Genomic DNA, 22382 nt, shown 5'->3' with positions numbered 1-22382 from the left:
CAGGTGCCTCAGGACAGCACAATATCCAGAAGCGAGGTTGGAATAAGCAGTTCGGCTAGTAACTCCCCGGCCGCCGACAGCCGCAGGCCTGCCAGGTTACGGCCGAAGCAGGCGCCGGTATCAATATTGAGCACGTTGGCTGTTGGGTCATAGGTGGGGTCGCCATCCGGGGTAGGGGTGTGGCCCACTACCTGGCGGCGGCCCACGTTGCGCAGCGGTCCGCGTCGCCACAGCACGCCATCGGAGTTTTCGGGGTCGAGGGGGGTAGCGGTATCGGCGAAGCCGGCATGGCTGATGAGCAAGTGGTCGTTTTCCCAGAGCAGAGGGCGCCGTTCGAGCCACTGCAGGTGCTGCTGGAGCAGCTCGCGGCGGCCTTGGTACTGCTCCACCGTGGTGCGGCCGCCCCAGCGCAGCCACGCCGGATTGGGGCCGCTGGCCGCGAAGTGCTTGCGCATTTCATACTCGTGGTTGCCTAGCAGAAACACCGTGCGCTGCGGGTAGGCTGCTTCCAGCTCAATGGCCAGCTGCACGCACTCGGGCGCAAATCGTCCCCGATCTACTAGGTCGCCGGTTTGCACCAACAGCTCCTCTTGAGGTCGCCAATGGCTCAGCAGCTCCCGGAAGGTATGGTAGCAGCCGTGCACATCGCCAATCACGAAGAGGTTTGAACTCATAGCAGGAAGGCAGTGGAAAGGGTTAGGCAGCAGTTGAGAATGAAAAGAAGGCTAGGGCGCAATACCGGCAGCTTCCGCACTGGGTGGCCAAGGATACTACTACTATGCTAGCAAGCACTTACGCAGCACTGGCTCTGAGGTAGCACAGTAGGCCTGAGCAGGTGCTCCTGGTATGTGCAGAAGTAGCCCGTCACTTGTTGTACTAGCCCATTATTAACCAACAACCCAGCGTGCCGAATTTCTTATGGCAACAGAGAAATGGGCAAGTGCGGGTCAGGAAAAAGTCCTTCGTCAAACCCCGGTCAGTAACTGGAATGTCATATACCAGCGCCTTAGGCCCGGGGTTTGACAAAGGTAGTAACCTAGCCTATACTAGCCTGGTTAGAGGGCTAAACCGCTGCTGTTAGAGCCGCCTCCAGGCGCGCCATCATGCTGTCGTCGATATCGAGGTGGGTCACGAAGCGGATCATCTGGGGGCCGAACGATGACGCTCGGATGCCCTGCTGCTCTAGTCGGGCCAGGAACTGCTCAGCGGGCATTGTATCCTGCAGCCGGAAAATTACCAAGTTGGTTTCTACGGGCAGCACCTCGGCCACATAGGGCTGCGCGGCCAGGGTAGCGCTCAGTTGCTGAGCCCGGCGGTGGTCATCGGCCAGGCGCTCTACGTTATGCTCCAGCGCGTAGAGGCCTGCTGCCGCAATGTAGCCGGCCTGGCGCATGCCGCCACCCATGGCTTTGCGAATGCGCTTGGTTTTCTGGATAAACTTCTGGCTGCCTAGCAACACGGAGCCCACTGGTGCCCCCAGGCCTTTGCTTAGGCATACTGAAATAGAATCGAAGATGCGGCCATATTCCTGCCCCGACTGGCCAGTGGCAACAAGTGCATTAAACACGCGTGCTCCATCAAGGTGCAGCGGAATCTGGTGCCGCTGCGCTACCTCTGCCATGGCTTGCAACTCCGAAAAGGCATAGCAGCTGCCGCCGCCGCGGTTGTGGGTGTTTTCCAGCGAAATAAGGCTGGTGGTGGGGTAGTGAATATTATTGGGTCGGATGGCGGCTTCTACCTGCGCCGCGGTCAGGCGGCCTTGGTTGCCGGCCAGCAACGCCACCGAAGCGCCGGAGTGAAACGCAATGCCGCCTACTTCCCACAAGTAAATGTGCGAGGTCTGCTCACAGATAACTTCCGAAAAGGACTCGGTATGCGCTTTGATGGCTATTTGGTTGGTCATGGTGCCGGAAGGGCAGAAAAGGCCGGCTTCCAGGCCAAAGCGTGCGGCAGCTTCCTGCTCCAGGGCCCGCACGGTGGGGTCTTCTTCGTACACATCATCGCCCACGCGGGCCTGAAACATGGCCTCCAGCATGGCCGGAGTAGGGCGCGTTACGGTATCGGAACGTAAGTCAATCACTGAATCTGTCATGGAGGTATGATAGGGAAAAGAGGGGAAAGGTTTCCCGGTTTCAAATTTAGTCGTTACTTTTGCCCCTCGTTTATTAGAAGACCTAAACCGACCCGGAAAAAATGAGCATTACCCGTCTGAAGCGGAAGCACCGCAAGAACATTGCCCGCGCTAACAACAAGCAGCGCATCATTAAGCAACTACTCCTGACGCCCGTTCTGAAGAACGTGGACCTGGACGAGCTGAAAGCCCGCTTCAACAAGGGCGAAGCCAAGACCGAAGCTGCCGCGTAACTCCGGCCTTTGCGTCTGGTGCACCTACCCCGGTGTCGGTGGGTACCTGCCAGAATCTCTAAGCGTCTTTCCTGTCAAGGAGAGGCGCTTTTTTGTGTTCCTTGTACAAGTACGCCAAATTGCTAGGCCGGTTCAGGCCGCAAACCTTGCTAGGGACTTTAGCCTACCCGCGGGCCTAGCTCTACGGCCTGCAGCTGCTGCACTTTGCCGTCGGCCACCTCAAAGCGCAGTAGTGTGCGCACCTTATGAAAGCCGTGCCGGCCAGCCGCCCCGGGGTTTAGATGCAGCAGGCCCAAGCGCGGGTCGGGCATTACTTTGAGAATATGCGAGTGTCCGCTGATAAAAAGCCCCGGGCGCTGCTGCTCCACCAGTGGCCGGGCGGCGGGGCTATAGTGGCCGGGGTAGCCGCCAATGTGGGTCATGAGCACGTGCAGGCCCTCTAGCTCAAAGGCTTGCACCAGCGGCTGGGTGTTGCGTACATCGCGGCCATCAATGTTGCCGTACACGCCGCGTAGCGGAGCCACGGCTTCCAACTCCTCGATTACGGCCGCCGTGCCGAAGTCGCCGGCATGCCAGATTTCGTCGCAGTCCTGCAGGTGATGCAGAATGCGGGCATCTAGGTAGCTGTGCGTGTCAGAAAGCAAACCAATTTTTTTCATGCTACGAAGGTAGCCGCCGGAACGCAAGCAGAATGCGGGTAACAAGTGACAGATAACGTGTTGGGAAAGATAATTTGCATATTACCCTTGTAATCCGGTGCTCGTGCCCCGAGGACTTCACCGAACATATACAACACAACCGCAGACATCCCGTATCTTGCCCGACCGCCGGACAATTTTCGTTTTTGGGGAAATATGCTGTGCTTTACAGCAATCCGGTTTGAACTCCTTTTTTGCCCTCCAGATTACCTCGCGATGAACGTCTTCATCAACGATATTCCGCTGATTATTAAGAAGAACAGCGAGAAGATTTATAAGCACAAATACGACCTGATTCTGAATCCGGAAGATGAGTTCATCTCCAAAGATTTGGTGGGCGACGTGCTGGTGCGCGACGTGACGGACGTGTTTGTGGACCGCTTGCTACGCCTGATGGAAGTGAAGAAGCTGAAAAAGCTGACCTCGCTTACGCTGTTGGCGCGCAAGAAAAAGCGGCTGATTCTGCATCTGAAGGATCAGTTCAAGATTGTGAAAGCCGCCGGCGGTCTGGTGGTGAAAGATGGGCTGGTGCTCATGATTTACCGCCTTGGCAAATGGGACTTGCCGAAGGGCAAGCTCAAAAAAGATGAGGACCCTGTGCTGGGTGCCCTGCGCGAAGTAGAGGAAGAGTGCAACATCAAGATTGAAATAGGAGATAAGCTGCCTAGCACCTGGCACTCCTATGCCTACAACGGCAACAAAATTTTGAAGAAAACGAACTGGTACATCATGCGCTGCCTCGATGACACGCTGATGAAGCCTCAGGCCGAGGAATATATTGAAGAAGTGCGCTGGATGACACCCCAAGAGGCGTTGGCCGTGCTCGATGAGTCGTATGCCAGCATTGCGCTGGTGGTGCGCCACTACCTCAGTGAAACCGCCGGACAGACTCCCGCCGACCAGGAATCGGTAAAATAACCCGCTTTCCCCCTTAATTTCTGGATGCCTATGCGCCCGCTCCGCTACGTTGCTTTTGTGCTATTGCTGGCGGGTACTGCCGCGTGCTCGGGTACCCAATCGGCTTCTGAAACAACGGGTATTGATGCGGCCGCCCCCAAACCGCGGCCCGTTGAGGTGGATGTACCGGCCCTGGTGGGGCGCAATATCGACCAGGTGCGCCGTACGCTGGGCACACCCCTGGAAACGCGCAACCAGAAAGTAGGCCTGGAGCCCACCCCAGAGCAGATGAAAGGCACCAAAGGCGAAGGCTGGATCAATACTTTTGAGCGAAACGGCACTACCCTCATTGCTACCTTCAACGCCCGCACCCGCAAAGTCCGCGACCTGGTAGTGATGGGAAACAATGAGGAGGAGCTGCTGCAAAAGGCCAATTTGAGCCTCACGGCTACTACCTACATTCTGCTGCCAGTAGCAGACCCGCAGAATAGCCGCCAGATTATGGGGATGCGGGTTGTGGCTAAGAAGTAAAGCCTTAGGCAGTTCAGCGCATCATAAGGCCTAGTAGCTTGGCATTTTATGTGGGCTGCTGAAAGCTAGCCTGAGCTTATAGCCAGTGGACAGCTTAACCAGCAAACGGCGGCAAACGAAACGGCACAAAATCATCGACGTTGCCACCGAACCGGTGAATCTCGCGGATGATGGTGCTGCTGATGGCTGCCAGCGCCGGCGCCGTAATCAGGAACACTGATTCCAGCTCCGGATTGATGTGGCGGTTGGCTTGCGCAATAGTGTTTTCGTACTCAAAATCAGTGGTGTTGCGCAGGCCGCGCAGCAGGTAGCGGGCACCTACTTCCCGAGCAAAATCCGCGGTGAGGCCTTTGTAGGCCCGCACCGATACGCGCGGTTCGTCCTGAAATACTTCCTCAATCATCCGCGTCATTTGCTCAACAGGCAGGTAGCGCTGCTTGCTGCTGTTGTTGCCAATGGCGATAATCACCTCATCAAAAAGCGCCGTTCCGCGCCGAACTACATCGAGGTGGCCATTGGTGAATGGGTCGAACGAGCCGGGAAACAGGGCGATGCGCATACAGGAAAGTGCGAGGTAAAAGGGTTTCTACTGCAACAGGGCCTAGTACTTAGCCCAAGAGTGGCGGCTGCTTAGCACAGGTGCAAGGCGTACAGCTCGAAGTAGCGGTATTCAAACAAATCATTGAGCCGGTAGCTGTAGCCCAGGTCAAAGGGCCGGTTGCCGAAACGGATGTTGCGGATATACTTGCGCAGAATCGTGAACAGCTCGGAATCGTGCATCAGGTCGCCCCACACCATTACCAGGTCCTGGTCGGGGTTCAACTGAAGCTCCTGCATTACCAGAATGGTATAGTAAATCAGGTCTTCGGGGGTGCTGAACGGGAATACGTTTAAGAACTCAGGCTGCTTATCGCGCATGCTCAGGATAGTAACTTCCTGATAGCCAATGCTGAGGTATATGCGGCGCGGCCCGCCCTGCTCGCTCTGGTGTGCCACGCCTTCCAGCAATGCGCTGGTTTGATGCAGCAGCTGGCCTTCCGGATAGGTGTTTCTGAACCAGCTGGTAAGAGCTTTTTCGGCGGCGAAAATGCTGGTAATGCCCTGGCTGGCGTGCGTGTAGTGGTGCAGCGTTTCGTGCTGCGGATCCGGAGCGTGGTGCAGCTTCAGATATGCGGGCTCATCGCCGGGCCGGAAAAGCGACGCGGGCAGCAGCGTAAACTGCCGGTTTTGGACGGCCAGCCGCACCTGGTTCCAGCCGGTCCGGCCTACTAGCTCTTGCTCCGTGGCCAAGGCCTGGAATTGTGCCGCCAAGGATACGGGCGTATCGGGGGCTGCATAATCTTCCAGCGCCACAAACTTATTGCGCCGCACATCGGCCACGCCTACCCGCAGGCCAGCAGTGCCTGCCGTCAGGTACAGGTTGTAGCCCGAGAGGTTTTCCAGGTCCAGCGTTTCGTCGTGCAGGCGGTGCAGGGCAGCCGGGGGCATAATGACGGTAGCGGACATAAGTGGAGCAGAAAAAGCGGGTGCAGAAATCAGACAAGGGCAAAGCTCCGCTAAAGGTACGCAGCCGCTACCGCACGCAACAACTCTGCGGGGCTTTCAAACGGGAGAAGAGAAAAAACAACGGCCGTTTAATGGGCAACTTCCCTGGTTTTCAGACGCTGCTTACTGGAACCGAATTTGCGGAATAAACACGTCATCGGTGCTGATAATGTCGCGCAGTACGGGGTGCACCTGGGTGGGCAGCAGTTGCCCTAGCTGCCGGGGCGTGATAAACTCCAGGTGGGTTAGGAGTTGAGCTTCGGTGGTGTGTTCGGGGTCGAGGCCGAGGCGGGGGCTGGCGCTTTCATCGTGGGCATGCACTTCAAAAAACAACTCCAGGGCCTGCAATTCCGGGCTCTTGAACTCATGCAGGTGCAGGAAGCGTCCCACGCTGATGACTAGGCCGGTTTCCTCCGTAAACTCACGTTCCAGGCACTGGTGCAGGGTTTCGCCAAACTGCCAGCCCCCGCCAGGCGGCGACCAGAAGGGCAGCGCATCTGGGAGTAGCCCCCGGTGGGCCGTAAGCAACATGGCGCCGGCGCGGACTAGCAGGCCACACACCCGCACCCGCGCCACCCCGGCATAGGCGTGCAGCAGCGGATCAGGAGAGGGAGCGCCAGAAAATTGATTCATCATACAAAGGCAAAAGGGATCAGCCACACGACCGGAAGCGCAAGGCTACGAAAAAACAGCGCCATTGGCTACTTGTTACGGGAGCCGGCCCGAAAGCAAACGAAAGGCTTGCCGTTATATTTTTTCTAGGGTTGATGCAGATGCAAACTGGCGGCTGGCCCGGCGCTGGCGCCACCGGCGCAGCCGCGTGAGTACCCATACCAGCAGCACCACTGCCAGCCCGGCCATCACGACGGGTATCAGAAGGCCCAGCACGGAGCCCACAATGGCCAGCATGTTTTCTAGGGTTGCCAGCACGGGGTTGCCTAGCCCGGCAGTGGTGGCCGTGGAGCCCGCCCGCAGCAGTGCCGTACCCGTCTGGATGATGCCCGCTGTACCGCCACCCACCACGATGCCCAGGCCCCAGCGCACCATGGGGGGCATATCCGGCAGGGCCGAGGTCATTAGGACGGTGCCCGCAATAAAGGAAGCCGGCCCGGTAATGGCGTCCAGTACATTATCAATTACGGGCACATAGTACCCTAGTATTTCGGCTACGGTAGCCGTGCCCAACGCAGCTATGGCGGGCCAGGTGCCCAGCCACGCAAATCCTGGCGAGGGCGTCAGTAGCCCCATGCGGTACGCCACCGAGGCCGCCAGCAACGGCACAAATACCCTGAATCCGCTGCAGGCCGCCAGGGCCAGCCCCAGTGCTCCGGCCAGAAAATACTGTACAGGTTCCATCACAAGGAAAGTAGGGGGTTAGGGGTTTGCAGTGCTGTGAAGGCTAGGGCGCACTCCGGCTTCTGACGCGCCGCGCTAGCTATCAGCCAAAATATACACAACCTTTGCGGCTCTATGACTCCTGAACCTCTCGAAACTCGCATCCGCCGCAAACTCACCCGCCAGCATTTCATGCACCACATCGGCGCCGACCTGACCCTGATTGAGTCGGGCCGGGTAGAAGCAGAGCTGCATCTGGCGCAGCAGCACCAGCAACATACTGGTTTTGCGCACGGCGGGCTAGTAGCCACCATGGCCGACCTAGTAGCTGGCTTCGCGGCCGTAACACTGGTGCCCGATGGCACCGGCGTAGTAACGGTAGAGCTGAAAACCAGCTACCTGCACCCCGGAATCGGCCAGAAGCTGCGGGCCGTTGGCTGGGTCCTGAAGGCCGGCAGCCGCCTTCACTTCTGCGAGTCAGAGGTGTGGTGTGATGACAAGCTGATTGCCAAGGCCTCTGCCACCATGGCCGTAATAACCCCGCCCGCCCCGGCCGCGCCGCCACAGTAGAGGGGCCTAGTTAGCACCGGAAGAATTTTGCTGCGCTTACTACTTGAATGACAGTTACATAAAAAGTAATGTTACGGTTTAGCTTACCAAGGGCCCTAGGTCTGGAATAGGGGGGGAGTGGAGTCTGCCATTTTATTGCCAACTTGGCGTTGGAGTCCGGTTTCTACGTCCGGATGACGGTGTCTTACTCTATGAAATGGATTGTTACGGCGCTGTTGGTTTTCCTGGGCGGACCATTGCTGGCACAGCACCGCTACTGGACGGCCAGCAATGATTCGCTAAACCAGGTTTTAACGCAGCAGCGCACCGATACCGCCCGGCTGCGCACCATCCGGCATATCCTCGACATCACGGAGCTGACCGAACCGCGCCGCCGTGTGCAGGCTCTGCCGCTGCTCGATGAGCTATTCCGCATTAATGAGCGCACTCAGCAGTTTGATGATGCTCCGTACCGGGAGCTGCGGGCCGGACTAGCCCTGTGGGTGAAGGGAACCAACTACCGGCAGGCACTGGCGGCGCTGCATCAGGCCGTGGAGTTGTTTGATGCCGTGGCGCGCCCCATTCCGCAGCTGCTGGTTGATTTGGCTCCGTTGTACAATCAGTTGCGGGAGTCAGATACTCGCCGCGCCTATTTTGAGCGGAAGCTGACGTATTACCGCGTGCAGGGGGCAGTTGAGAATCAGGCGGCCTGCTACCTGGTGCTGGGCGGCACCTACCGCCACCAAGGCGACTATAACCAAGCCATTAGTCACTACCTCCACGCCGCCGACCTGTACCGCACGTTTAACCGGCGCTACTACAGCAATGAGCTGATGGTAGCGGGCACTACCTACGCCGATTGGGGCAACGCCCGCAAAGGCCTAGAGTATCTGGAGCAGGCCGTCCGGTTAAATGAGCAGTACAAGATGGGGCAGCTGCAGCGCTTTTTTGCGCAGCAGGCTATTGCCAAGTTATATCTGCAGCAGGGAAACACATCCAAAGCCTTGCAGTACGCCGAAACAACCTTGGCTACCGCTCGCAGCGAACGTGTTGACCAAGCCCAGTTTACAGCGTATGGCTTGGTACTGAAAAGCCAGGTATTGCTGGCCTTGAACAAGCCCGCGGCGGCGCTGCCCCTGCTTACCCGCGCGCAGCAACTCGCCGACTCATTGCGCATGCCCATCACGGCCCGCCCCGGCGAGTTTGCCCTCGATGCCACGTGGGCGCGCTACTACACCCTACTCCGCGACTACAAAAAGGCCGACGCCTACTGGCGCCAAGCGTATCAGAAGGCCACCGCCGCCAATTTTCAGATGCTGCGCCCCAAGTATCTGCAGCAGATTATTCGGTTTCAGGATGAGCGCGGCGCCGCCGGTCCGGCCCGCGACTACGCCCGTGCCTACCTCAACCTGATGGACACGCTCAACAAGGCCCAAGGCAACAACCTGCTGGCCCAGTATGAAGGAGAGCGAATTGAGCAGGCTCAGAATGAGCAGATTGAGCGCTTGCGCCAGGAGAAAATGCTGCAATCCATGCGTTTGCGGCAGCGGAACCAGCTTCTTGGGGTAGCTGCAGTTGCCATTGTGCTCATATCCAGCCTGGGGGTGATGAGTTATCGTCAGCTGCAAACCAACAAGCGCACCCTGGCGCAGCTTCGCACTACCCAAAACCAACTGGTACAGTCAGAGAAGTGGGCCTTTGTGGGTGAGGTATCGGCGGGCATTGCCCACGAGCTGCAGAACCCGCTCAACTTCATGAAGAAGTTTGCGGAAGTCAGTACCACCATGGTCAATAATATAGAGGACCCGGCGCGCAAGGCAGGCTTGGAGCAGGAGATTCTGCTCGGCCTCAAGCAAAATCTGCAGGAAATCAGCCAGCACGGCATCCGAGCGTCGGCCATTATTAAAGATATGCTGGAGCACTCGCGCGCCGGCACTGGCCAGCGGGAAGCCACTGATCTCAACGCTCTGATTCTGGAGTATCAGCAGCTGGCCCGGCAAAGTCAGCAGCTGCAGGGCCAGGCCCGCACTATTGCCGTTACCACCGACTTGGCCCCTGATCTGCCCCTAGTAGCCGTGGTGCCTTCCGACATTGGCCGGGTGATGCTCAACTTGTTCACCAACGCCTTTTATGCCGTGGCCAAGCGCCAGCAGCTGGAAGGCAGTGGGTATGCGCCCCAGGTACGGGTAGCAACCCAACTTCAAAATGGCCAAGTAGAAATACGCGTGCAGGACAATGGCACTGGTATGCCGCCGGAAGTACGCGAGAAAGTGTTTCAGGCCTTCTTTACCACTAAGCCAATGGGCGAGGGTACGGGCCTCGGCCTTTCTCTGAGCCATGATATCGTGAAAGGCCACGGTGGAACTATCACCGTTGACTCGGAAGAAGGCAGGGGCACCGAGTTTGTCATCCGTCTGCCGGCTTAACTGAAAGCCGAGCGTCGGTTGGGCCTTGAGGTAGGGCTAGTAACATGGAAGATGCGTAGTAATACGAACCTTACAATCACTACCCCCGTCGGGAGCTTAAAGCGGCGTAGCTTTGTTGTCCGAATACACTGCTATGCTTTCCGTTAGAACTCCCTCCGTCCGCGACTACTTTCCCTACGAACCCACCCAGGACCAGGCCACACTGTTTCGGCAGATGGATGGCTTTTTGGGTGATGGCCTGCCTGGGCGCAAGGCGTTTGTGCTGCGCGGCTACGCGGGCACGGGCAAAACCACCGTGGTGAGTGCTCTGGTACAGTGGCTACACCGCATGGGCCGCAAATACGTGCTGATGGCTCCCACCGGCCGCGCGGCCAAGGTTATGAGCACGTATTCGGGCGTGGCGGCCAGCACGATTCACAAGAAAATCTACCGCCAGACCAGCGGCACGCCTTCACAAGGCCTCTCGTTTCAGCGCCAGCCGAATCGCACCCAGGACACCCTGTATATTGTGGACGAGGCTTCCATGATTTCCGATGAGAAGGCCTTCGGCGAAAACGGCCTGCTCGACGACCTGATGAACTATGTGTTCGAGAAGCCCTCGAACCGGTTGCTGCTCATCGGGGATACGGCTCAGTTGCCACCCGTGGGTCAGTTGCTCAGTCCCGCCCTCGACCCCGAGCTGCTGCGGCACCGCTTCCGCGCCCAGGTCGATTCGGTGGAGCTGCGCCAGGTAATGCGCCAGGCCGAAGAATCGGGCATTCTGATGAACGCGACAGTGCTGCGCGAAGAATTGCGCGAGGAGCACCCGAACATCTCGTTCTTCACTAAAGGCTACCCCGACATCTTCACGATGGGCGGCGACAAGCTGGAGGATGGTTTGCGCTGGGCCTACAAAAACTTCGGCCACGAAAACAGCACCATCATTTGCCGCTCCAACAAAAACGCCAACCAGTACAACCAGTATATCCGGCGCATTCTGTTCGAGGCCGAAGACGAAATTGAGTCGGGCGACTACCTGATGGTGGTGCGCAACAACTACTACTGGCTGCCCAAGGACTCGGAAATTGGGTTCTTGGCTAACGGCGACTTTGTGCAGGTGGTGAAAATTGTGCGCCTCACCGAACTATTTGGGTTCCGGTTTGCCGATGCCCGCGTGCGCCTCGTGGACTACCCCGATGAGCCGGATATGGAAATCAAGCTGCTGCTCGATACGCTGCACACCGAAAGCCCCGCTCTGCCCGCCGACCGTAACAAGGCCCTTTACGATGCCGTCAGTGCCGACTACGCCCACCTTGAAACCAAGAAAGAGCGTACGGCGGCCATGCGCAAAGACCCGTATCTGAACGCGCTGCAAGTGAAATTTGCGTATGCGCTTACCTGCCACAAAGCGCAGGGCGGCCAATGGCAGGCCGTTTTTGTAGATCATGGCTATCTGAAGGAGGAGATGGTGAACAGCGAGTTTGCTCGCTGGCTGTACACGGCCGTGACCCGTTCCTCGGAAAAGCTGTTTTTACTTAACTTCAATAAAAAGCTAATCGGCGACGCCACGGAAGAGTAAGTGCAGCCATGTGTGCAGTCTAGTGTCTTATGGCCGGCGCCAAAAAAGGAGTGTGGCCGAACGTAAAAAAGCGGCTTTGGTGTTGCACTTCACACAAGCTTCATGCGGCTGGTTGAAAACTGGCACGCAACTTGGCTCAGTGGCCGAAACTCGTATTTTTGTTTACATCCAACGCTTTCACGCATAAACGACATGAAAAAAGCACTCATTCTGGCATTGTCGCTGTCGATGATGGGCTTCGCGGCCCAGGCTCAGACGGCCGCCGTAAAGCCCGCTAACGCCCAGACCAAAGTGGCCGGGCCGCAAATCCAGTTTGAGGAAATGAAGTATGACTTCGGCTCCATCAACACCGGTGATGTAGTAGAGCATACCTTCAAGTTCAAGAACGTAGGCACCCAGCCCCTCGTGATTTCAAACATTGGCGTGAGCTGCGGCTGCACTACCCCCGACTGGACGAAAGAGCCCGTAATGCCCGGCAAATCGGGTACGGTAACAGCCAAGTTCAATTCGGCCGGCAAGTTTGGGATGCAGAATAAAGTACTGACTATCGAATCAAACTCGGCAGGTGGCAACGCCATGGTAGCATTGGTGGGTGATGTGAAGGAGGCCGGCACTGCCAGCGCGGCGGCTCCGGCGCCTTCTCCGGCTGCTTCTGATGTAAGCGCCCCTGCTAACACCAAGGAAGCCAAGCAGAAAACTAAAATCGGCGACAACAAGATCAAGGCCAAGAAGAAAGCCTCCTAAGCCTGCGGGCTTTGCTAGGTGCCGTGCATCTGCAAACCTTCTTGCCTCGGCTCCGGCCAACAAAAAGCGGCTCGCCACACAGGCGAGCCGCTTTTTGTTGCTTTTGTATCTAGTAAGATGGCTATAACTGACGAGCTGCCAGCAACAGCATAATCCAGCCGGCAATGAATAGCACGCCGCCTAGAGGTGTGATGGCACCCAACTTGGTGATGCCCGTGAGGCAGAGTACGTACAATGAGCCGCTGAACACAAGAATGCCGCCCAGCCAGAGCCACGCCACGGTGCTGAGGCTGCGCAGCTCCGGCTTGATGTGCAGCAAAATGCCCACTGCCAGCAGGGCCAGCGCGTGGTAAAACTGATAGCGTACGGCGGTTTCAAAGGTCTCAAAGCGGCCGGAAGCTTCCAGCATCTTGCGCAGGCCGTGGGCTCCAAAGGCCCCGATTCCGACGCCAAGCGCCCCTAGTAAGGCCGCCAGCTGAAGTATAAGACGAGCTGTCATGTGTGGTTCGTACCCTGAAGTAAATGAAGACGGCGCGTAAGGTTGTACTTACCGCGCGCCAAAAATAGCACTGCCCACCCGGATGAGCGTGCTGCCTTCCTGTAAGGCTAGTAGGTAATCAGAGCTCATGCCCATGGATACTTCGCGGAATGAGCTGTCGTCGGGGAAATACAGGGCCTTCAGCTTATCGAAATACCCGCGCAGCTCCCGAAACTCGCGCCGGAGCTGGTCTTCATCGGAAGTGAAAGTGGCAATACCCATCACGCCAGTGAGGCGCACGTGCTGCAAACGGCGGAAGGCTTCGGACTTGAGGATTTCCTCAGCCTCCGGCAGCGTAAGGCCGGTTTTGGTTTCCTCTGCACCAATATGAAACTGGAGCAGCCCTTCAATCACGCGGTTGTGCTTGGCAGCTTGGCGCTCTATTTCCTCCAGTAGCTTCAGGCTATCAATGCTCTGGATGGTGTGCACAAACGGGGCAATGTATTTCACCTTGTTGGTTTGCAGATGCCCAATCAGGTGCCACTCCACATCTGCCGGGAGCTCCGGCTGCTTCGCTGCCATTTCCTGCACCCGGTTTTCGCCGAAGAGGCGGGCACCGGCATCATAAGCCTCTTGCAGGCGCTCCACGGGGTGCGTTTTCGTGACGGCTACCAGCCGCGCGGCCGTGCCAGTAAGCTGTTGTTGAATGCGGTGCAGGTTGTCAGATATCACGGAATTACGCTGAATTAAAAGGATTTCGCTGCTGAGGGAAGGGAGCGGAATCAAAAATGAGAATGTGTACTAGGCCCGAATACACTACAAACCGAATAACCAGCCTACAGTTACCATTACTTGCCTTCTAAGGACTAGGTCGACAAGGAGGACCAACCGAAAACACCGCCTGAATACGGTATCTAGTCTTCCAGGGCATTCGTCAGGAAGGTGTTTTTCAGGCCCAGCCAAATCAGCCACAGCCCCAAGCTCCAGTACAGATAGATGCGGTAGTAATCGAGGGTATTGCGGTAGCGCGTTTGCTTGATTTCAGACTTGGCGTAGCGGTTGATTTGGGTGAATGTCTGGCGCAGGGCTTCGTTATCGGTGGCCCGGAAGAAGCGGCCTTCACCAGCCTGTGCAATCTGGCGCATGGTGGTTTCATCGAGGCGGGTGTTCACGTAGCGGGGGCGTCCGGCCTCATCGGTACCGTAGGGCACAATACCATCCTGCCCCAGCCCGATGGTGTAGAGCTTTAGGCCATAGGCGTGGGCAAGCTGGGCGGCCGTGAGCGGGTCGAGGCTGCCGGCGGTGTTTTCACCATCAGAAATCAGGATGCACACTTTGGTGCGCGAGCGGGAGTCGCGGAGGCGGTTGGTGGCTACCCCCAGGGCCGTCCCGATGGCGGTGCCGTCGTTCGGAATCATACCCAAGCGCAGGCCCTGGAGGTTATCGCGCAGCAGATCGTAGTCGGTGGTGAGCGGGGCCAGGGAATACGCGTCGCCGGCAAACACTACCAGCCCAATTCGGTCACCCTGACGGCCGTTTACAAACTCCAGCGCCACACGTTTGGCCGCTTCCAGCCGGTTGGGGCGCAGATCTTGCAGCTCCATGGACCCCGAAACATCAAGCACCAGCAGAATATCAATGCCTTCCCCGGTTTGCACTACGCGCTCGTCGGTGCGCTGAGGCCGGGCCAGAGCCACAATGGCAAACCCGATGCTCAGGGCCAGCACCACATCCGGAATAAAGCGCAGCACCGTGCTCCAGTCGCGCGGAACTTGCCCGGCCACGAAGGCTACTCCTAGCTGGGCCCGCCGGCGCCGGGCCAGCACCCAGCGCAGCACAAACAGCAGCGGCACCAGCGGCAGCAACAGCAACAGGCGCGGCTGCTCCCAGGTATAGCTGACCAAGGTGGCGTAGCGCACACTATCCAGCACATAAGTCAGAGCATCGGGCCAGGGCATGCGCAAAAATAGGGAATGGTTTGAGCTGAAGTGGTGGTAAGGTAAGCGGGGGCTCGGGGCAGGAAGTTTGCTAGGCAAGATAAAAGCGTGAACCTGCCCAAGGCTCAACCGCTTATAAGTCCTGTACTACCCGTGCGTACTGCCGGTCGGCGAAATTGCGCAGCAGCACAAAGGCCAGGTCGGTTTCAGTATCCTCATCCGACTCAGACACCTGATTGCCGTAAATCACGCGGTCAGCGAGGCGCAGGGCCAAGCCTACATCGGCATCGTTCTGATAATGCGCCACAATTTCACGGGTAGTTAGGCTCTTGATGTTGCTTTCTTCCAGCGCCGAGAGGTAGTTTTTCCAGAGCGTGATGGCGCGCTCCATGTTGGTGAGCGAGCGGGAGAGCGTGAAGCGCTCAACGTGGCGACCGTACTGCGCCAGAAAGTAGGCGTGGTTTTTCCGGAGCCGATACCGTCGGTAGCGCAGCTGCAGCCGGCCCCGAAATACCAGCACTAGCCCTCCGGCCAACAGCAGCAGCAGGGCCGCGCCCGTCAGCCAATACGGATAGTTGAAAGTAGGCTCAATAGGGAGTGGCCGTAGGTTCTGGCGCAGCACGAGGGGCGCCGCCGGATCAGCGGGCGGAGCCGTGCGCACCAGCCGCACTTGGGCGGGCGCTACGGGTACGGCCAGCGTGTCGCGGCCGCGCAGTACGGTAACGGGCAGCGTGAGCGTCTGCACGGAATCGAGGCTGAACGTGCGCAGGCGGTAAATGGCCCGATCGAGGCTGCGGCCTTGGCGGGTGCGGGTGGGGTAGTACTGCCGCCCTACGTACTCAAACGGCGCAAACTCCGCCGCCGAATCAGGAAAGATAACTTCTTGCTGCGCCGCATGTACGTGCGTCAATTCGTACTCCAATATTTCGCCTACCCGCACCGTAGGGCGCAAGAAGCGACCTTTCGGGATAGTGTCCGGTTCGGTATTCTGGCCTAGTGTGCTATGCGTTAAGAGCGTTAGCAGCACAAAGAACCAGCCGGCTAGCCTACTTCTTACAGCATCAAATGGCCACTCGTGTTTGCTGCTACCCACGCCCGCCCCGCTGATTACGCCGCCGAAACAGATTCACCAACTGGGGAACGAAGTTTGATTCGGTGGCAATGGAAAGGTACTCAGTACGGTGACGGCGGCATATCTGGCCGATTTGCTCGCGGTTTTGCTCGTAAGTAGCGCGGTAGCGGGCCCGAAATGCGGCCGAGGAAGTATTTACCCACACCGTACGGCCCGATTCCTGGTCATGCAGCGGGATAATGCCCAGGGGCGGAAATTCCTGCTCGCGCTTATCTAGCAGCTGCAGTACCACTAGGTCGTGCTTGCGGGCCAACATGGTCAACTCCCGCTCGTAATTGGCATCAATAAAGTCGGAAATCAGGAGCACAATGGTTCGGCGCTTCAGGGTGCCTAGGGCCTGCTTGATGCCCGCAGCCACGTTGGTCTGGCGGCTTTTTGGCTCCAGTTCAAACAACCGTTTAATGAGGGCATAGGCGTGCCGAATCCCTTTGCCGGGAGCCAGATACAGCTCTTTCTGATCAGAGAAAGCCAAGATGCCCAATTGCGCCGATTGCCGTGCGGCGGCCAGGGCCAGCACCCCACAGATTTCGCGCCCCACGTCGATTTTGCGGTGTGGTGCGGCGCCTACTTGCTGGGAGGCGCTTACGTCCAGCAATAAAAGTACCTGCTGCTCGCGTTCCTCCTTGTAGGTCTTGACGAAGGTGCCGTGCCCCTTGCTGGATACGGCCCAGTCAATGGCGCGCACCTCATCCCCGTACTGATACAGCCGTACATCATCGAATTCAAGGCCGGTGCCTTTGAAAACGGAGTGAAAGTCGCCCTGTAGCTGTGCGTCCACCGCCTTCAAAATGCGGATTTCCATCTGCCGAAGCTTACGGACAAGTTGCTGAAAGGGGGTATCGGCGGTTTTCATTTCGACTAAACTACGGCTTCCTCGTAACTTTGCAGCTGTGAAAAAACATTCGTTTCGTGTGATGCTGGTGGTAGGCCTGCTGGCTCTGGGAGTTACGGGCTGCCAGAAGCCCGATGATATTGCCCCGCCCCGGCAGCTGCTGCCCCGCGACAAGATGGTGCGCCTGCTGGTGGAGCTGCATACGCTGGAAGCCCGGACCGATGCCTCGGCGCTGCCCAGCGACTCGGCTAGGGCCTTGTTCCGGCAAGAGCAGAAACGCCTGTACACGCGTTACCAAACCACCGACTCGGCCTTCCAGCAGAGCTACCAGTATTACGCCATCCACGACAAGGACCTGGATGAAATTTACGCTACCGTGATTGATAGCCTGACGCAGCAGGAAAAGCGGCAGGATAAATCGGGCACTTCTGCAACCTCGCCTACTCGCCGCAACTAAATCAGGCGGCTGCCATTGGGTACGGGGCCGGCTAGCGCGGTTAGCACAATGTGCCCATCTGCATCGGCAGCGCCGGTTACCAGCACCTCGGAGAGAAACTTACCGATTTGCTTGGGCGGAAAATTCACTACGCACAGCACCTGTCGGCCTACCAACTCGTGGGGCTGATAGTGGTGCGTAATCTGGGCGCTGGACTTCTTGTGGCCGATTTCCGGGCCCAGGTCAATGAGGAGCTGATACGCCGGGCGCCGGGCCTCCGGAAATTCCCTAGCCTCTATAATCGTCCCAACGCGCACATCAACTCGTTCAAAATCAGCCCAGCTTATCATTGGCGGAAAAGGTGTGGTTACGAGAGAAAGCAAAATGACCGCTATGCTGGGCAGCGCCACCGCATAACGGTCAAAATTACGTAATAGGCAGCACCTGATGGCGCCTAGGCGGGGCCATAGTTTATTTCACGGCGTAGGCCTCCAGCTGCTGCAGGCGCTCCTGAATGCGTTGTTCCCATGCTTGCTGCTTTTCTTTGTTGAGGCCGTGGTTAGTCTCACCGTCGTAGCGGGCTTCCTCGCGCTGCCAGGCCAGGAAGGCAACTTTGGTGAGGTTGTTAAAAGCAGGCTGCAGCTTCAGGCAGTCGAACTTTACTAAGGTGAGTTTCTGGCGCAACATGCGCGTATGTATTTCGGTCAGGTCGAAGTGGGCCTGCTCGTGGCGCAGCAGGGCCGGGGTGGCCCGCTGCGGGTCGCGCACCCACGACTCGTGCGGCACAAATACGGCCCGCACATCAGCCGAAAACACGAAATCGGTGCAGCCTACTTTGGCATCGATGGTGGAGGAGGTAAGGGCCGCCAGCTGGTCGGTGGCTGGCCGGCTCTTAAAATCGGCCCAGGTAAGCGGCCGGCCGGCGCGCCACTCTATTTTGGCGGGCTCCGCGGGCGGGGTGCTGGTTCCTTGCTCCGTGGCAGGTAGCAAGCTCAGCAGCAGCGAAAAGGGAAAGTAGAAAAACATCAGTGCTTAGAATAGCATAAACAGACCTCAAAACCGAACCGCACTAGCTTGCTGCGGCCCTACAACCGACTACACCTTTCCGCAACTTGTGCCATGCGGGAAGAGCAGGGGTGACTTGCAACGGGAGCTAGCAAAAGTACGGCCACAATACCGCCCTCGGATTTAGAAGTCGACGGCAAACCCAGTGGGGGCTTTTGGTAAGGGTGCTAACGCGAAATAACGGCGGCTTCGTTCACGAAGGGCTCCTCAACCACGGGCCGGCGCTTAAACCGGATCAGCAGGGCCACGGCTACTAGGGTCAGGCCGGTGAGCAACCCCACCCATACGCCGGTAGTGCCCCAGCCCAACCGGAACCCCAGCACATAGCCTAGGGGCAAGGCAATGGCCCAATAGGCCAACAGCGCCACTACCGAGGGGGTTTTCACGTCTTCCAGGCCCCGCAGTGCGCCCAAGCCTACCACCTGTAACCCATCCGAAATCTGGAATGCCGCGGCTATCAGCAGCAAAGAAGCCGCTTTGGCTACCACGGCGGGGTCGTGGTTGTAGTAGTGCGGAATGGTGTGGCGGCCCAGCACCAGCAGTACGCCCATCAGGCTCATGAACAGGAACGTAATTAGATACGCCGCCAGGCCAGCCTCACGGGCTCCGGCCGCGTCGCGGGCGCCGCGGTGCTTGCCCACCCGAATGGTAGCGGCCGCTGCAATACCACTGGCCGCCATATAAGTTACCGAGGCCACGTTGATGGCAATCTGGTGGGCAGCCAGCTCCGTGGCGCCCAGCCAGCCAATCATGATGGCCGAGAAGCTGAAGGCGCCCATTTCAAACATCATCTGTACCCCAATAGGTGAGCCAAGCCCGATAAGCCGCCGAACGCCGTCGGCATCGGGCTGTAGGTTGAGGCTAGCGGCGGTGCGGTATGCCTGCAGGCGCTTGGCTTTCAGTACGTAAGCTGCCATGAGGGCTGCCAGCAGTACCCGTGAAATAAGGGTGGCCCAGGCAGCTCCCATCATGCCCATTTCCGGGAATCCCAGCTTGCCGAACACCATACCATAGCAGAGCACCGCATTAAGCACGTTGGCCTGCACCGAAAGCAGCATGGCTTGGCGCGTGAGGCCCAATCCTTCGGCAAACTGCTTAAACCCCTGAAAAATCATGAGGGGAAAAAACGATAAAAACATCACCTGAACCCAGGGCGCCGCTAACTCTACCACATCGGTGGGTTGGTTGAGGTAAGGAAGCAGGGCCGGTACTATCAGCCCCAGCAAAGCCAGCAGCACGCCAGCCACTACACTTAGCCACACTCCATTCACCAGTAAGCGGCCCAGCGCCGGAGTGTCGCGGCGGCCATCGGCGCCCGCTACCAACGGCGTGATGCCCATGGTAAGGCCCAAACCGAGCACCATCACCACCGTGCTCACGCTCACGCTCAACGAGACGGCCGCCAGCGGCACTTTGCCGGTCTGGCCTACCACCATGCTGTCACACACATTTACCAGCACGTGGCCCAGCTGGCTGAGCACCACAGGGTAAGCTAGCGTGAGAGTGGGACGAAGGTGGGCGCTAAAATGAAGGCGGGACATACTACGGCAGCTACAAAGAACCGCAAAGGTACGACGCCCGTCTGTCAGAAAGCAGTTGCGGGCAGTTGTAATTCGGTCTGAAGCCGCGACAGGGCCAAAGAAAGCATGGCCTCTGGCAGGGCATAGGAAAGGCGCACAAACCCTGGTGCTCCGCACGTAGCCCCGTCCACTACCTCCACACCGGCGTGCTTTAGCCGCGCAACCAGCTCAGCCGAGGCCGCGACCGACGAGATGCCAGTAGTCAGGTATGCCTGCAAATCGGGGAAAGCATAGTACGTGGCCTCAGGCTGGAGAGGCGGCACGTGGGGAAGGGTCGATAGGAACTCCAGCAGTAGCTTTCGGGTGGGCTGAAGCTGTGTTACTAAGCCCTCTGAAATGCTGGTGGCTGCACGAGTGGCTTCCAGGGCTGCCAGTTGCGTAGGGGCTGGCACGGCGGCGCTGGTAGCGTGCTGCCAGGCTCGGCAGGCGGCTGCTACCTCCACCGGAGCTACCAGGTAGCCCACGCCCCAGCCAATAAGCGCCAACGACTTGCTGAACCCATTCACCACCAAATGCCGACCTCGCGGATCAGGGAACTCCAACAACGACGGTACTGGCCGCTCCCCGAAGGTAATCAGGTCGTAAATTTCATCACTGAGTACATACAGGTCCGGAAACTCCTGCGTAACGGCCAGCAGGCGGCGCAGGGCCTCGTGGTGGTACACGCGGCCCGTGGGGTTGTTGGGGTTCGAAAACAGCAGTACCCGCGTTCTGGGAGAAAGGGCTGCGCGCAGCTGCTCCGGGTGCAGCTCGTAGTTATCTGCCGAGCTTAGGGGGAGCTCTCGCACAATGCCGCCGGCCTGGCGCACCAGTTCCCACATTCCAAACCAGTTAGGGGTGGGCAGCACTACCTCGTCGCCGGGGCGCAACACGGCCTTCAGTAGGGCAAACAAAGCCGCTTTGGCGCCTGGCGTAACTACTACCTGCTCAGATGTAATTAACCGGCTGCCCCCGGCGTAGCGCCCTGCCAGCGCCTCACGCAATACGGGCAGGCCGGCCGCATCGGATATAGGCAAGGGCCCTGCCTGAATAGTGCGCACAGCCGCGGCGGCTGCGGCCGCAGGTACCGGAAAGGAGCCATAACCTGAAGCCAGGCTAACGGTAACAGGAGCACTAGGTCGCATTCAGAAGCAAGTGAGGGGAGGGCAGGACAACAAGCAAGGTACGGCTCTCTATCAATTTCAGCGCTACGTTCGGTGGTGGCGCTTTATCAGGGTTTTGCGGATGGATATGGCCTAGTGCGTGGCTGCGGCTACTGAGCTGCCGGCTGCAAAATTACATCGGCGAAGAAGTCCTGCTCATCGGTGAAAAACTCCTGAACCTGCAACCCAGCGGCATCAGCCACTGCCTCAATGCTGGGGCGGGTAAACTTGTAGGAGTTTTCGGTGTGAATCATTTCCCAGGCGGCAAAAGTTACTACCCAATTCAGGGCCTCAAAGTGCACTTGCTGGGCCTGCGTGCTCACCAGAAAGGAGCGCACGGAGCCGCTCAGCGGGTCGTAGTCGGTATAGTGCTGCCAGCGGGTTAGGTCGAAATTAGCCCCTAGCTCGCGGTTGAGGCGATGGAGCAGGTTGAAGTTGAAGGCAGCCGTAATGCCCTGGCTGTCATCGTAGGCATTCCGGATAAGGCGCGGGTCTTTCTGCAGATCAAAGCCAATGAGCAGGCGGTCATCGGAGGTGAGGGGCAGGGCCAGGTCCTGCAGGAACTGATGACGGGCTTCGGGCTGGAAATTGCCGATGTTGGAGCCCAGGAACAGCACCGCCTTGCGGCCGGGCCGGCTGGCCATCAGGCGCAGGGCGTTGGCGTAATCGGCTACCACGGGCTCTACCCGTAGGCTCGGAAGCTCAGCTTGCAGGCTGCTGGCCAATCCATCGAGGGCAGCGGAGGAAATATCAACGGGAACGTAGGTAAACTGCGCGCCGGTTTCCAGCAGATGCCGCAGCAGAATCTTCGTTTTCAGCCCGTCGCCGGCGCCTAGCTCCAGCAGGAAAAAAGGCTCCTCCGGGTTCTGGGGCCGCAATGCGGTGCTAATAGCGGCTTGGTGTTGCGTGAGCAGGCGGAACTCGGTGCGGGTAGGGTAGTACTCCGGCAAGGCCATAATCTGCTGAAACAGCCGGCTGCCCTCGTCATCATAGAAATACATCGACGACAACGCTTTGAAGGGCTTGCTGAGTCCCTCCCGAATATGCAATGCCAAGGCTGACATAGCGGGGTTTGCGCTAACCGAGGGGATAGCAGGAGCAGGCGGGGCAGTAGGAATAGACATGCAAGAGAA

The 22382-nt window shown here is 58.4% G+C and carries 25 protein-coding genes; 8 read left to right on the top strand and 17 right to left on the bottom strand.

Features of this window, described 5'->3' with window-relative positions; translation table 11 throughout:
* Positions 1 to 8 precede the first annotated feature (8 nt).
* Both ACYVHC_RS15250 and ACYVHC_RS15245 read right to left on the bottom strand, forming a co-directional pair.
* Positions 9 to 674, bottom strand: a complete 666-nt coding sequence (locus ACYVHC_RS15250) for a metallophosphoesterase family protein (protein ID WP_460614635.1) — start codon at positions 672 to 674, stop codon at positions 9 to 11.
* A 389-nt stretch (positions 675 to 1063) separates the two neighbouring features.
* The gene (locus tag ACYVHC_RS15245) at positions 1064 to 2092 is read right to left on the bottom strand and encodes a threonine aldolase family protein (RefSeq protein ID WP_460614634.1); all 1029 of its coding nucleotides are present in this window, start codon (positions 2090 to 2092) and stop codon (positions 1064 to 1066) included.
* A 101-nt stretch (positions 2093 to 2193) separates the two neighbouring features.
* Between ACYVHC_RS15245 and ACYVHC_RS15240 the strand changes: the two genes are divergently transcribed.
* Positions 2194 to 2364, top strand: coding sequence for a hypothetical protein (locus tag ACYVHC_RS15240; RefSeq protein WP_460614633.1), 171 nt, complete (start codon positions 2194 to 2196; stop codon positions 2362 to 2364).
* 158 nt (positions 2365 to 2522) lie between these two features.
* Here the strand turns inward: ACYVHC_RS15240 and ACYVHC_RS15235 are convergent, their stop codons facing one another.
* Positions 2523 to 3023: a metallophosphoesterase family protein gene (locus tag ACYVHC_RS15235; protein WP_460614632.1), complete on the bottom strand. Its 501-nt coding sequence runs from the start codon at positions 3021 to 3023 to the stop codon at positions 2523 to 2525.
* Between the two features lie 255 nt (positions 3024 to 3278).
* Between ACYVHC_RS15235 and ACYVHC_RS15230 the strand changes: the two genes are divergently transcribed.
* Positions 3279 to 3980, top strand: a complete 702-nt coding sequence (locus ACYVHC_RS15230; protein ID WP_460614631.1) for an NUDIX hydrolase — start codon at positions 3279 to 3281, stop codon at positions 3978 to 3980.
* A 30-nt stretch (positions 3981 to 4010) separates the two neighbouring features.
* Positions 4011 to 4490 carry a hypothetical protein gene (locus ACYVHC_RS15225; protein ID WP_460614630.1) on the top strand — a complete coding sequence of 160 codons (480 nt, stop codon included), beginning with the start codon at positions 4011 to 4013 and terminating at the stop codon, positions 4488 to 4490.
* A 94-nt stretch (positions 4491 to 4584) separates the two neighbouring features.
* On the opposite strand, the gene coaD is transcribed toward ACYVHC_RS15225, so the two are convergent.
* The 4 genes from coaD to ACYVHC_RS15205 all read right to left on the bottom strand — a co-directional run bounded on the left by coaD (position 4585) and on the right by ACYVHC_RS15205 (position 7391).
* Positions 4585 to 5049 carry a pantetheine-phosphate adenylyltransferase gene (coaD, locus tag ACYVHC_RS15220; protein ID WP_460614629.1) on the bottom strand — a complete coding sequence of 155 codons (465 nt, stop codon included), beginning with the start codon at positions 5047 to 5049 and terminating at the stop codon, positions 4585 to 4587.
* Positions 5050 to 5120: 71 nt separating this feature from the next.
* A complete protein-coding gene (locus ACYVHC_RS15215) occupies positions 5121 to 5996 on the bottom strand; it encodes a DUF3822 family protein (RefSeq protein ID WP_460614628.1) in 876 nt (291 codons plus the stop codon).
* Positions 5997 to 6158: 162 nt separating this feature from the next.
* The gene (locus tag ACYVHC_RS15210; protein WP_460614627.1) at positions 6159 to 6671 is read right to left on the bottom strand and encodes an NUDIX domain-containing protein; all 513 of its coding nucleotides are present in this window, start codon (positions 6669 to 6671) and stop codon (positions 6159 to 6161) included.
* A 111-nt stretch (positions 6672 to 6782) separates the two neighbouring features.
* Complete coding sequence (locus ACYVHC_RS15205; protein ID WP_460614626.1) at positions 6783 to 7391, bottom strand: DUF4126 domain-containing protein; 609 nt, start codon at positions 7389 to 7391, stop codon at positions 6783 to 6785.
* 114 nt (positions 7392 to 7505) lie between these two features.
* On the opposite strand from ACYVHC_RS15205, the gene ACYVHC_RS15200 reads away from it, so the two are divergent.
* The 4 genes from ACYVHC_RS15200 (at position 7506) to ACYVHC_RS15185 (ending at position 12647) form a co-directional block, all read left to right on the top strand.
* On the top strand, positions 7506 to 7940 hold the full coding sequence (locus tag ACYVHC_RS15200) for a PaaI family thioesterase (protein ID WP_460614625.1): 435 nt from the start codon (positions 7506 to 7508) through the stop codon (positions 7938 to 7940).
* A gap of 191 nt (positions 7941 to 8131) precedes the next feature.
* Positions 8132 to 10345, top strand: coding sequence for a tetratricopeptide repeat-containing sensor histidine kinase (locus ACYVHC_RS15195; protein ID WP_460614624.1), 2214 nt, complete (start codon positions 8132 to 8134; stop codon positions 10343 to 10345).
* A 133-nt stretch (positions 10346 to 10478) separates the two neighbouring features.
* On the top strand, positions 10479 to 11903 hold the full coding sequence (locus tag ACYVHC_RS15190) for an ATP-dependent DNA helicase (RefSeq protein ID WP_460614623.1): 1425 nt from the start codon (positions 10479 to 10481) through the stop codon (positions 11901 to 11903).
* A gap of 192 nt (positions 11904 to 12095) precedes the next feature.
* Positions 12096 to 12647 carry a DUF1573 domain-containing protein gene (locus ACYVHC_RS15185; RefSeq protein WP_460614622.1) on the top strand — a complete coding sequence of 184 codons (552 nt, stop codon included), beginning with the start codon at positions 12096 to 12098 and terminating at the stop codon, positions 12645 to 12647.
* A gap of 121 nt (positions 12648 to 12768) precedes the next feature.
* Here ACYVHC_RS15185 and ACYVHC_RS15180 read toward each other — a convergent pair whose 3' ends face one another.
* From ACYVHC_RS15180 to ACYVHC_RS15160, 5 genes are all read right to left on the bottom strand, one after another.
* Positions 12769 to 13146, bottom strand: a complete 378-nt coding sequence (locus ACYVHC_RS15180; RefSeq protein WP_460614620.1) for a DUF423 domain-containing protein — start codon at positions 13144 to 13146, stop codon at positions 12769 to 12771.
* Between the two features lie 48 nt (positions 13147 to 13194).
* Positions 13195 to 13857 carry a YggS family pyridoxal phosphate-dependent enzyme gene (locus ACYVHC_RS15175; RefSeq protein ID WP_460614619.1) on the bottom strand — a complete coding sequence of 221 codons (663 nt, stop codon included), beginning with the start codon at positions 13855 to 13857 and terminating at the stop codon, positions 13195 to 13197.
* A 182-nt stretch (positions 13858 to 14039) separates the two neighbouring features.
* A complete protein-coding gene (locus tag ACYVHC_RS15170) occupies positions 14040 to 15083 on the bottom strand; it encodes a vWA domain-containing protein (RefSeq protein WP_460614618.1) in 1044 nt (347 codons plus the stop codon).
* 112 nt (positions 15084 to 15195) lie between these two features.
* Entirely contained in the window at positions 15196 to 16089 is an 894-nt protein-coding gene (locus ACYVHC_RS15165) for a hypothetical protein (protein WP_460614617.1), read from the bottom strand.
* Positions 16090 to 16147: 58 nt separating this feature from the next.
* A complete protein-coding gene (locus tag ACYVHC_RS15160; protein ID WP_460614616.1) occupies positions 16148 to 17047 on the bottom strand; it encodes a DUF58 domain-containing protein in 900 nt (299 codons plus the stop codon).
* A gap of 37 nt (positions 17048 to 17084) precedes the next feature.
* Here ACYVHC_RS15160 and ACYVHC_RS15155 point away from each other — a divergent pair, with 37 nt between their 5' ends.
* Positions 17085 to 17483, top strand: a complete 399-nt coding sequence (locus tag ACYVHC_RS15155) for a DUF4296 domain-containing protein (RefSeq protein WP_460614615.1) — start codon at positions 17085 to 17087, stop codon at positions 17481 to 17483.
* On the opposite strand, the gene ACYVHC_RS15150 is transcribed toward ACYVHC_RS15155, so the two are convergent.
* The 5 genes from ACYVHC_RS15150 to egtD form a co-directional block, all read right to left on the bottom strand.
* Positions 17480 to 17812 (bottom strand): tRNA-binding protein, encoded by a 333-nt coding sequence (locus tag ACYVHC_RS15150; RefSeq protein ID WP_460614614.1) that lies wholly within the window; start codon positions 17810 to 17812, stop codon positions 17480 to 17482. The two genes, ACYVHC_RS15155 and ACYVHC_RS15150, sit on opposite strands and share 4 nt — an antisense overlap.
* Before the next feature lie 121 nt (positions 17813 to 17933).
* Positions 17934 to 18488, bottom strand: a complete 555-nt coding sequence (locus tag ACYVHC_RS15145) for a DUF922 domain-containing protein (protein ID WP_460614613.1) — start codon at positions 18486 to 18488, stop codon at positions 17934 to 17936.
* Between the two features lie 206 nt (positions 18489 to 18694).
* On the bottom strand, positions 18695 to 20068 hold the full coding sequence (locus ACYVHC_RS15140; protein ID WP_460614612.1) for an MATE family efflux transporter: 1374 nt from the start codon (positions 20066 to 20068) through the stop codon (positions 18695 to 18697).
* Between the two features lie 44 nt (positions 20069 to 20112).
* Positions 20113 to 21231 (bottom strand): pyridoxal phosphate-dependent aminotransferase, encoded by a 1119-nt coding sequence (locus ACYVHC_RS15135; protein WP_460614611.1) that lies wholly within the window; start codon positions 21229 to 21231, stop codon positions 20113 to 20115.
* A gap of 128 nt (positions 21232 to 21359) precedes the next feature.
* The gene (gene egtD, locus ACYVHC_RS15130; RefSeq protein WP_460614610.1) at positions 21360 to 22373 is read right to left on the bottom strand and encodes an L-histidine N(alpha)-methyltransferase; all 1014 of its coding nucleotides are present in this window, start codon (positions 22371 to 22373) and stop codon (positions 21360 to 21362) included.
* Positions 22374 to 22382: the final 9 nt, after the last annotated feature.

The sequence above is a fragment of the Hymenobacter seoulensis genome (assembly GCF_054780535.1).
This window is presented reverse-complemented; position numbering and strand designations above follow the sequence as displayed.

What these genes read in the sequence shown, in the direction of transcription:
- ACYVHC_RS15245 (WP_460614634.1), bottom strand. Translation starts at nt 2,092, where the DNA reads ATGACAGATTCAGTGATTGACTTACGTTCCGATACCGTAACGCGCCCT.
- ACYVHC_RS15185 (WP_460614622.1), top strand. Translation starts at nt 12,096, where the DNA reads ATGAAAAAAGCACTCATTCTGGCATTGTCGCTGTCGATGATGGGCTTC.
- ACYVHC_RS15150 (WP_460614614.1), bottom strand. Translation starts at nt 17,812, where the DNA reads ATGATAAGCTGGGCTGATTTTGAACGAGTTGATGTGCGCGTTGGGACG.
- ACYVHC_RS15250 (WP_460614635.1), bottom strand. Translation starts at nt 674, where the DNA reads ATGAGTTCAAACCTCTTCGTGATTGGCGATGTGCACGGCTGCTACCAT.
- ACYVHC_RS15160 (WP_460614616.1), bottom strand. Translation starts at nt 17,047, where the DNA reads ATGAAAACCGCCGATACCCCCTTTCAGCAACTTGTCCGTAAGCTTCGG.
- ACYVHC_RS15180 (WP_460614620.1), bottom strand. Translation starts at nt 13,146, where the DNA reads ATGACAGCTCGTCTTATACTTCAGCTGGCGGCCTTACTAGGGGCGCTT.
- ACYVHC_RS15210 (WP_460614627.1), bottom strand. Translation starts at nt 6,671, where the DNA reads ATGATGAATCAATTTTCTGGCGCTCCCTCTCCTGATCCGCTGCTGCAC.
- ACYVHC_RS15135 (WP_460614611.1), bottom strand. Translation starts at nt 21,231, where the DNA reads ATGCGACCTAGTGCTCCTGTTACCGTTAGCCTGGCTTCAGGTTATGGC.
- ACYVHC_RS15240 (WP_460614633.1), top strand. Translation starts at nt 2,194, where the DNA reads ATGAGCATTACCCGTCTGAAGCGGAAGCACCGCAAGAACATTGCCCGC.
- egtD (WP_460614610.1), bottom strand. Translation starts at nt 22,373, where the DNA reads ATGTCTATTCCTACTGCCCCGCCTGCTCCTGCTATCCCCTCGGTTAGC.
- ACYVHC_RS15190 (WP_460614623.1), top strand. Translation starts at nt 10,479, where the DNA reads ATGCTTTCCGTTAGAACTCCCTCCGTCCGCGACTACTTTCCCTACGAA.
- ACYVHC_RS15215 (WP_460614628.1), bottom strand. Translation starts at nt 5,996, where the DNA reads ATGTCCGCTACCGTCATTATGCCCCCGGCTGCCCTGCACCGCCTGCAC.
- ACYVHC_RS15140 (WP_460614612.1), bottom strand. Translation starts at nt 20,068, where the DNA reads ATGTCCCGCCTTCATTTTAGCGCCCACCTTCGTCCCACTCTCACGCTA.
- ACYVHC_RS15145 (WP_460614613.1), bottom strand. Translation starts at nt 18,488, where the DNA reads ATGTTTTTCTACTTTCCCTTTTCGCTGCTGCTGAGCTTGCTACCTGCC.
- ACYVHC_RS15230 (WP_460614631.1), top strand. Translation starts at nt 3,279, where the DNA reads ATGAACGTCTTCATCAACGATATTCCGCTGATTATTAAGAAGAACAGC.
- ACYVHC_RS15225 (WP_460614630.1), top strand. Translation starts at nt 4,011, where the DNA reads ATGCGCCCGCTCCGCTACGTTGCTTTTGTGCTATTGCTGGCGGGTACT.
- ACYVHC_RS15235 (WP_460614632.1), bottom strand. Translation starts at nt 3,023, where the DNA reads ATGAAAAAAATTGGTTTGCTTTCTGACACGCACAGCTACCTAGATGCC.
- ACYVHC_RS15200 (WP_460614625.1), top strand. Translation starts at nt 7,506, where the DNA reads ATGACTCCTGAACCTCTCGAAACTCGCATCCGCCGCAAACTCACCCGC.
- ACYVHC_RS15195 (WP_460614624.1), top strand. Translation starts at nt 8,132, where the DNA reads ATGAAATGGATTGTTACGGCGCTGTTGGTTTTCCTGGGCGGACCATTG.
- coaD (WP_460614629.1), bottom strand. Translation starts at nt 5,049, where the DNA reads ATGCGCATCGCCCTGTTTCCCGGCTCGTTCGACCCATTCACCAATGGC.
- ACYVHC_RS15170 (WP_460614618.1), bottom strand. Translation starts at nt 15,083, where the DNA reads ATGCCCTGGCCCGATGCTCTGACTTATGTGCTGGATAGTGTGCGCTAC.
- ACYVHC_RS15205 (WP_460614626.1), bottom strand. Translation starts at nt 7,391, where the DNA reads ATGGAACCTGTACAGTATTTTCTGGCCGGAGCACTGGGGCTGGCCCTG.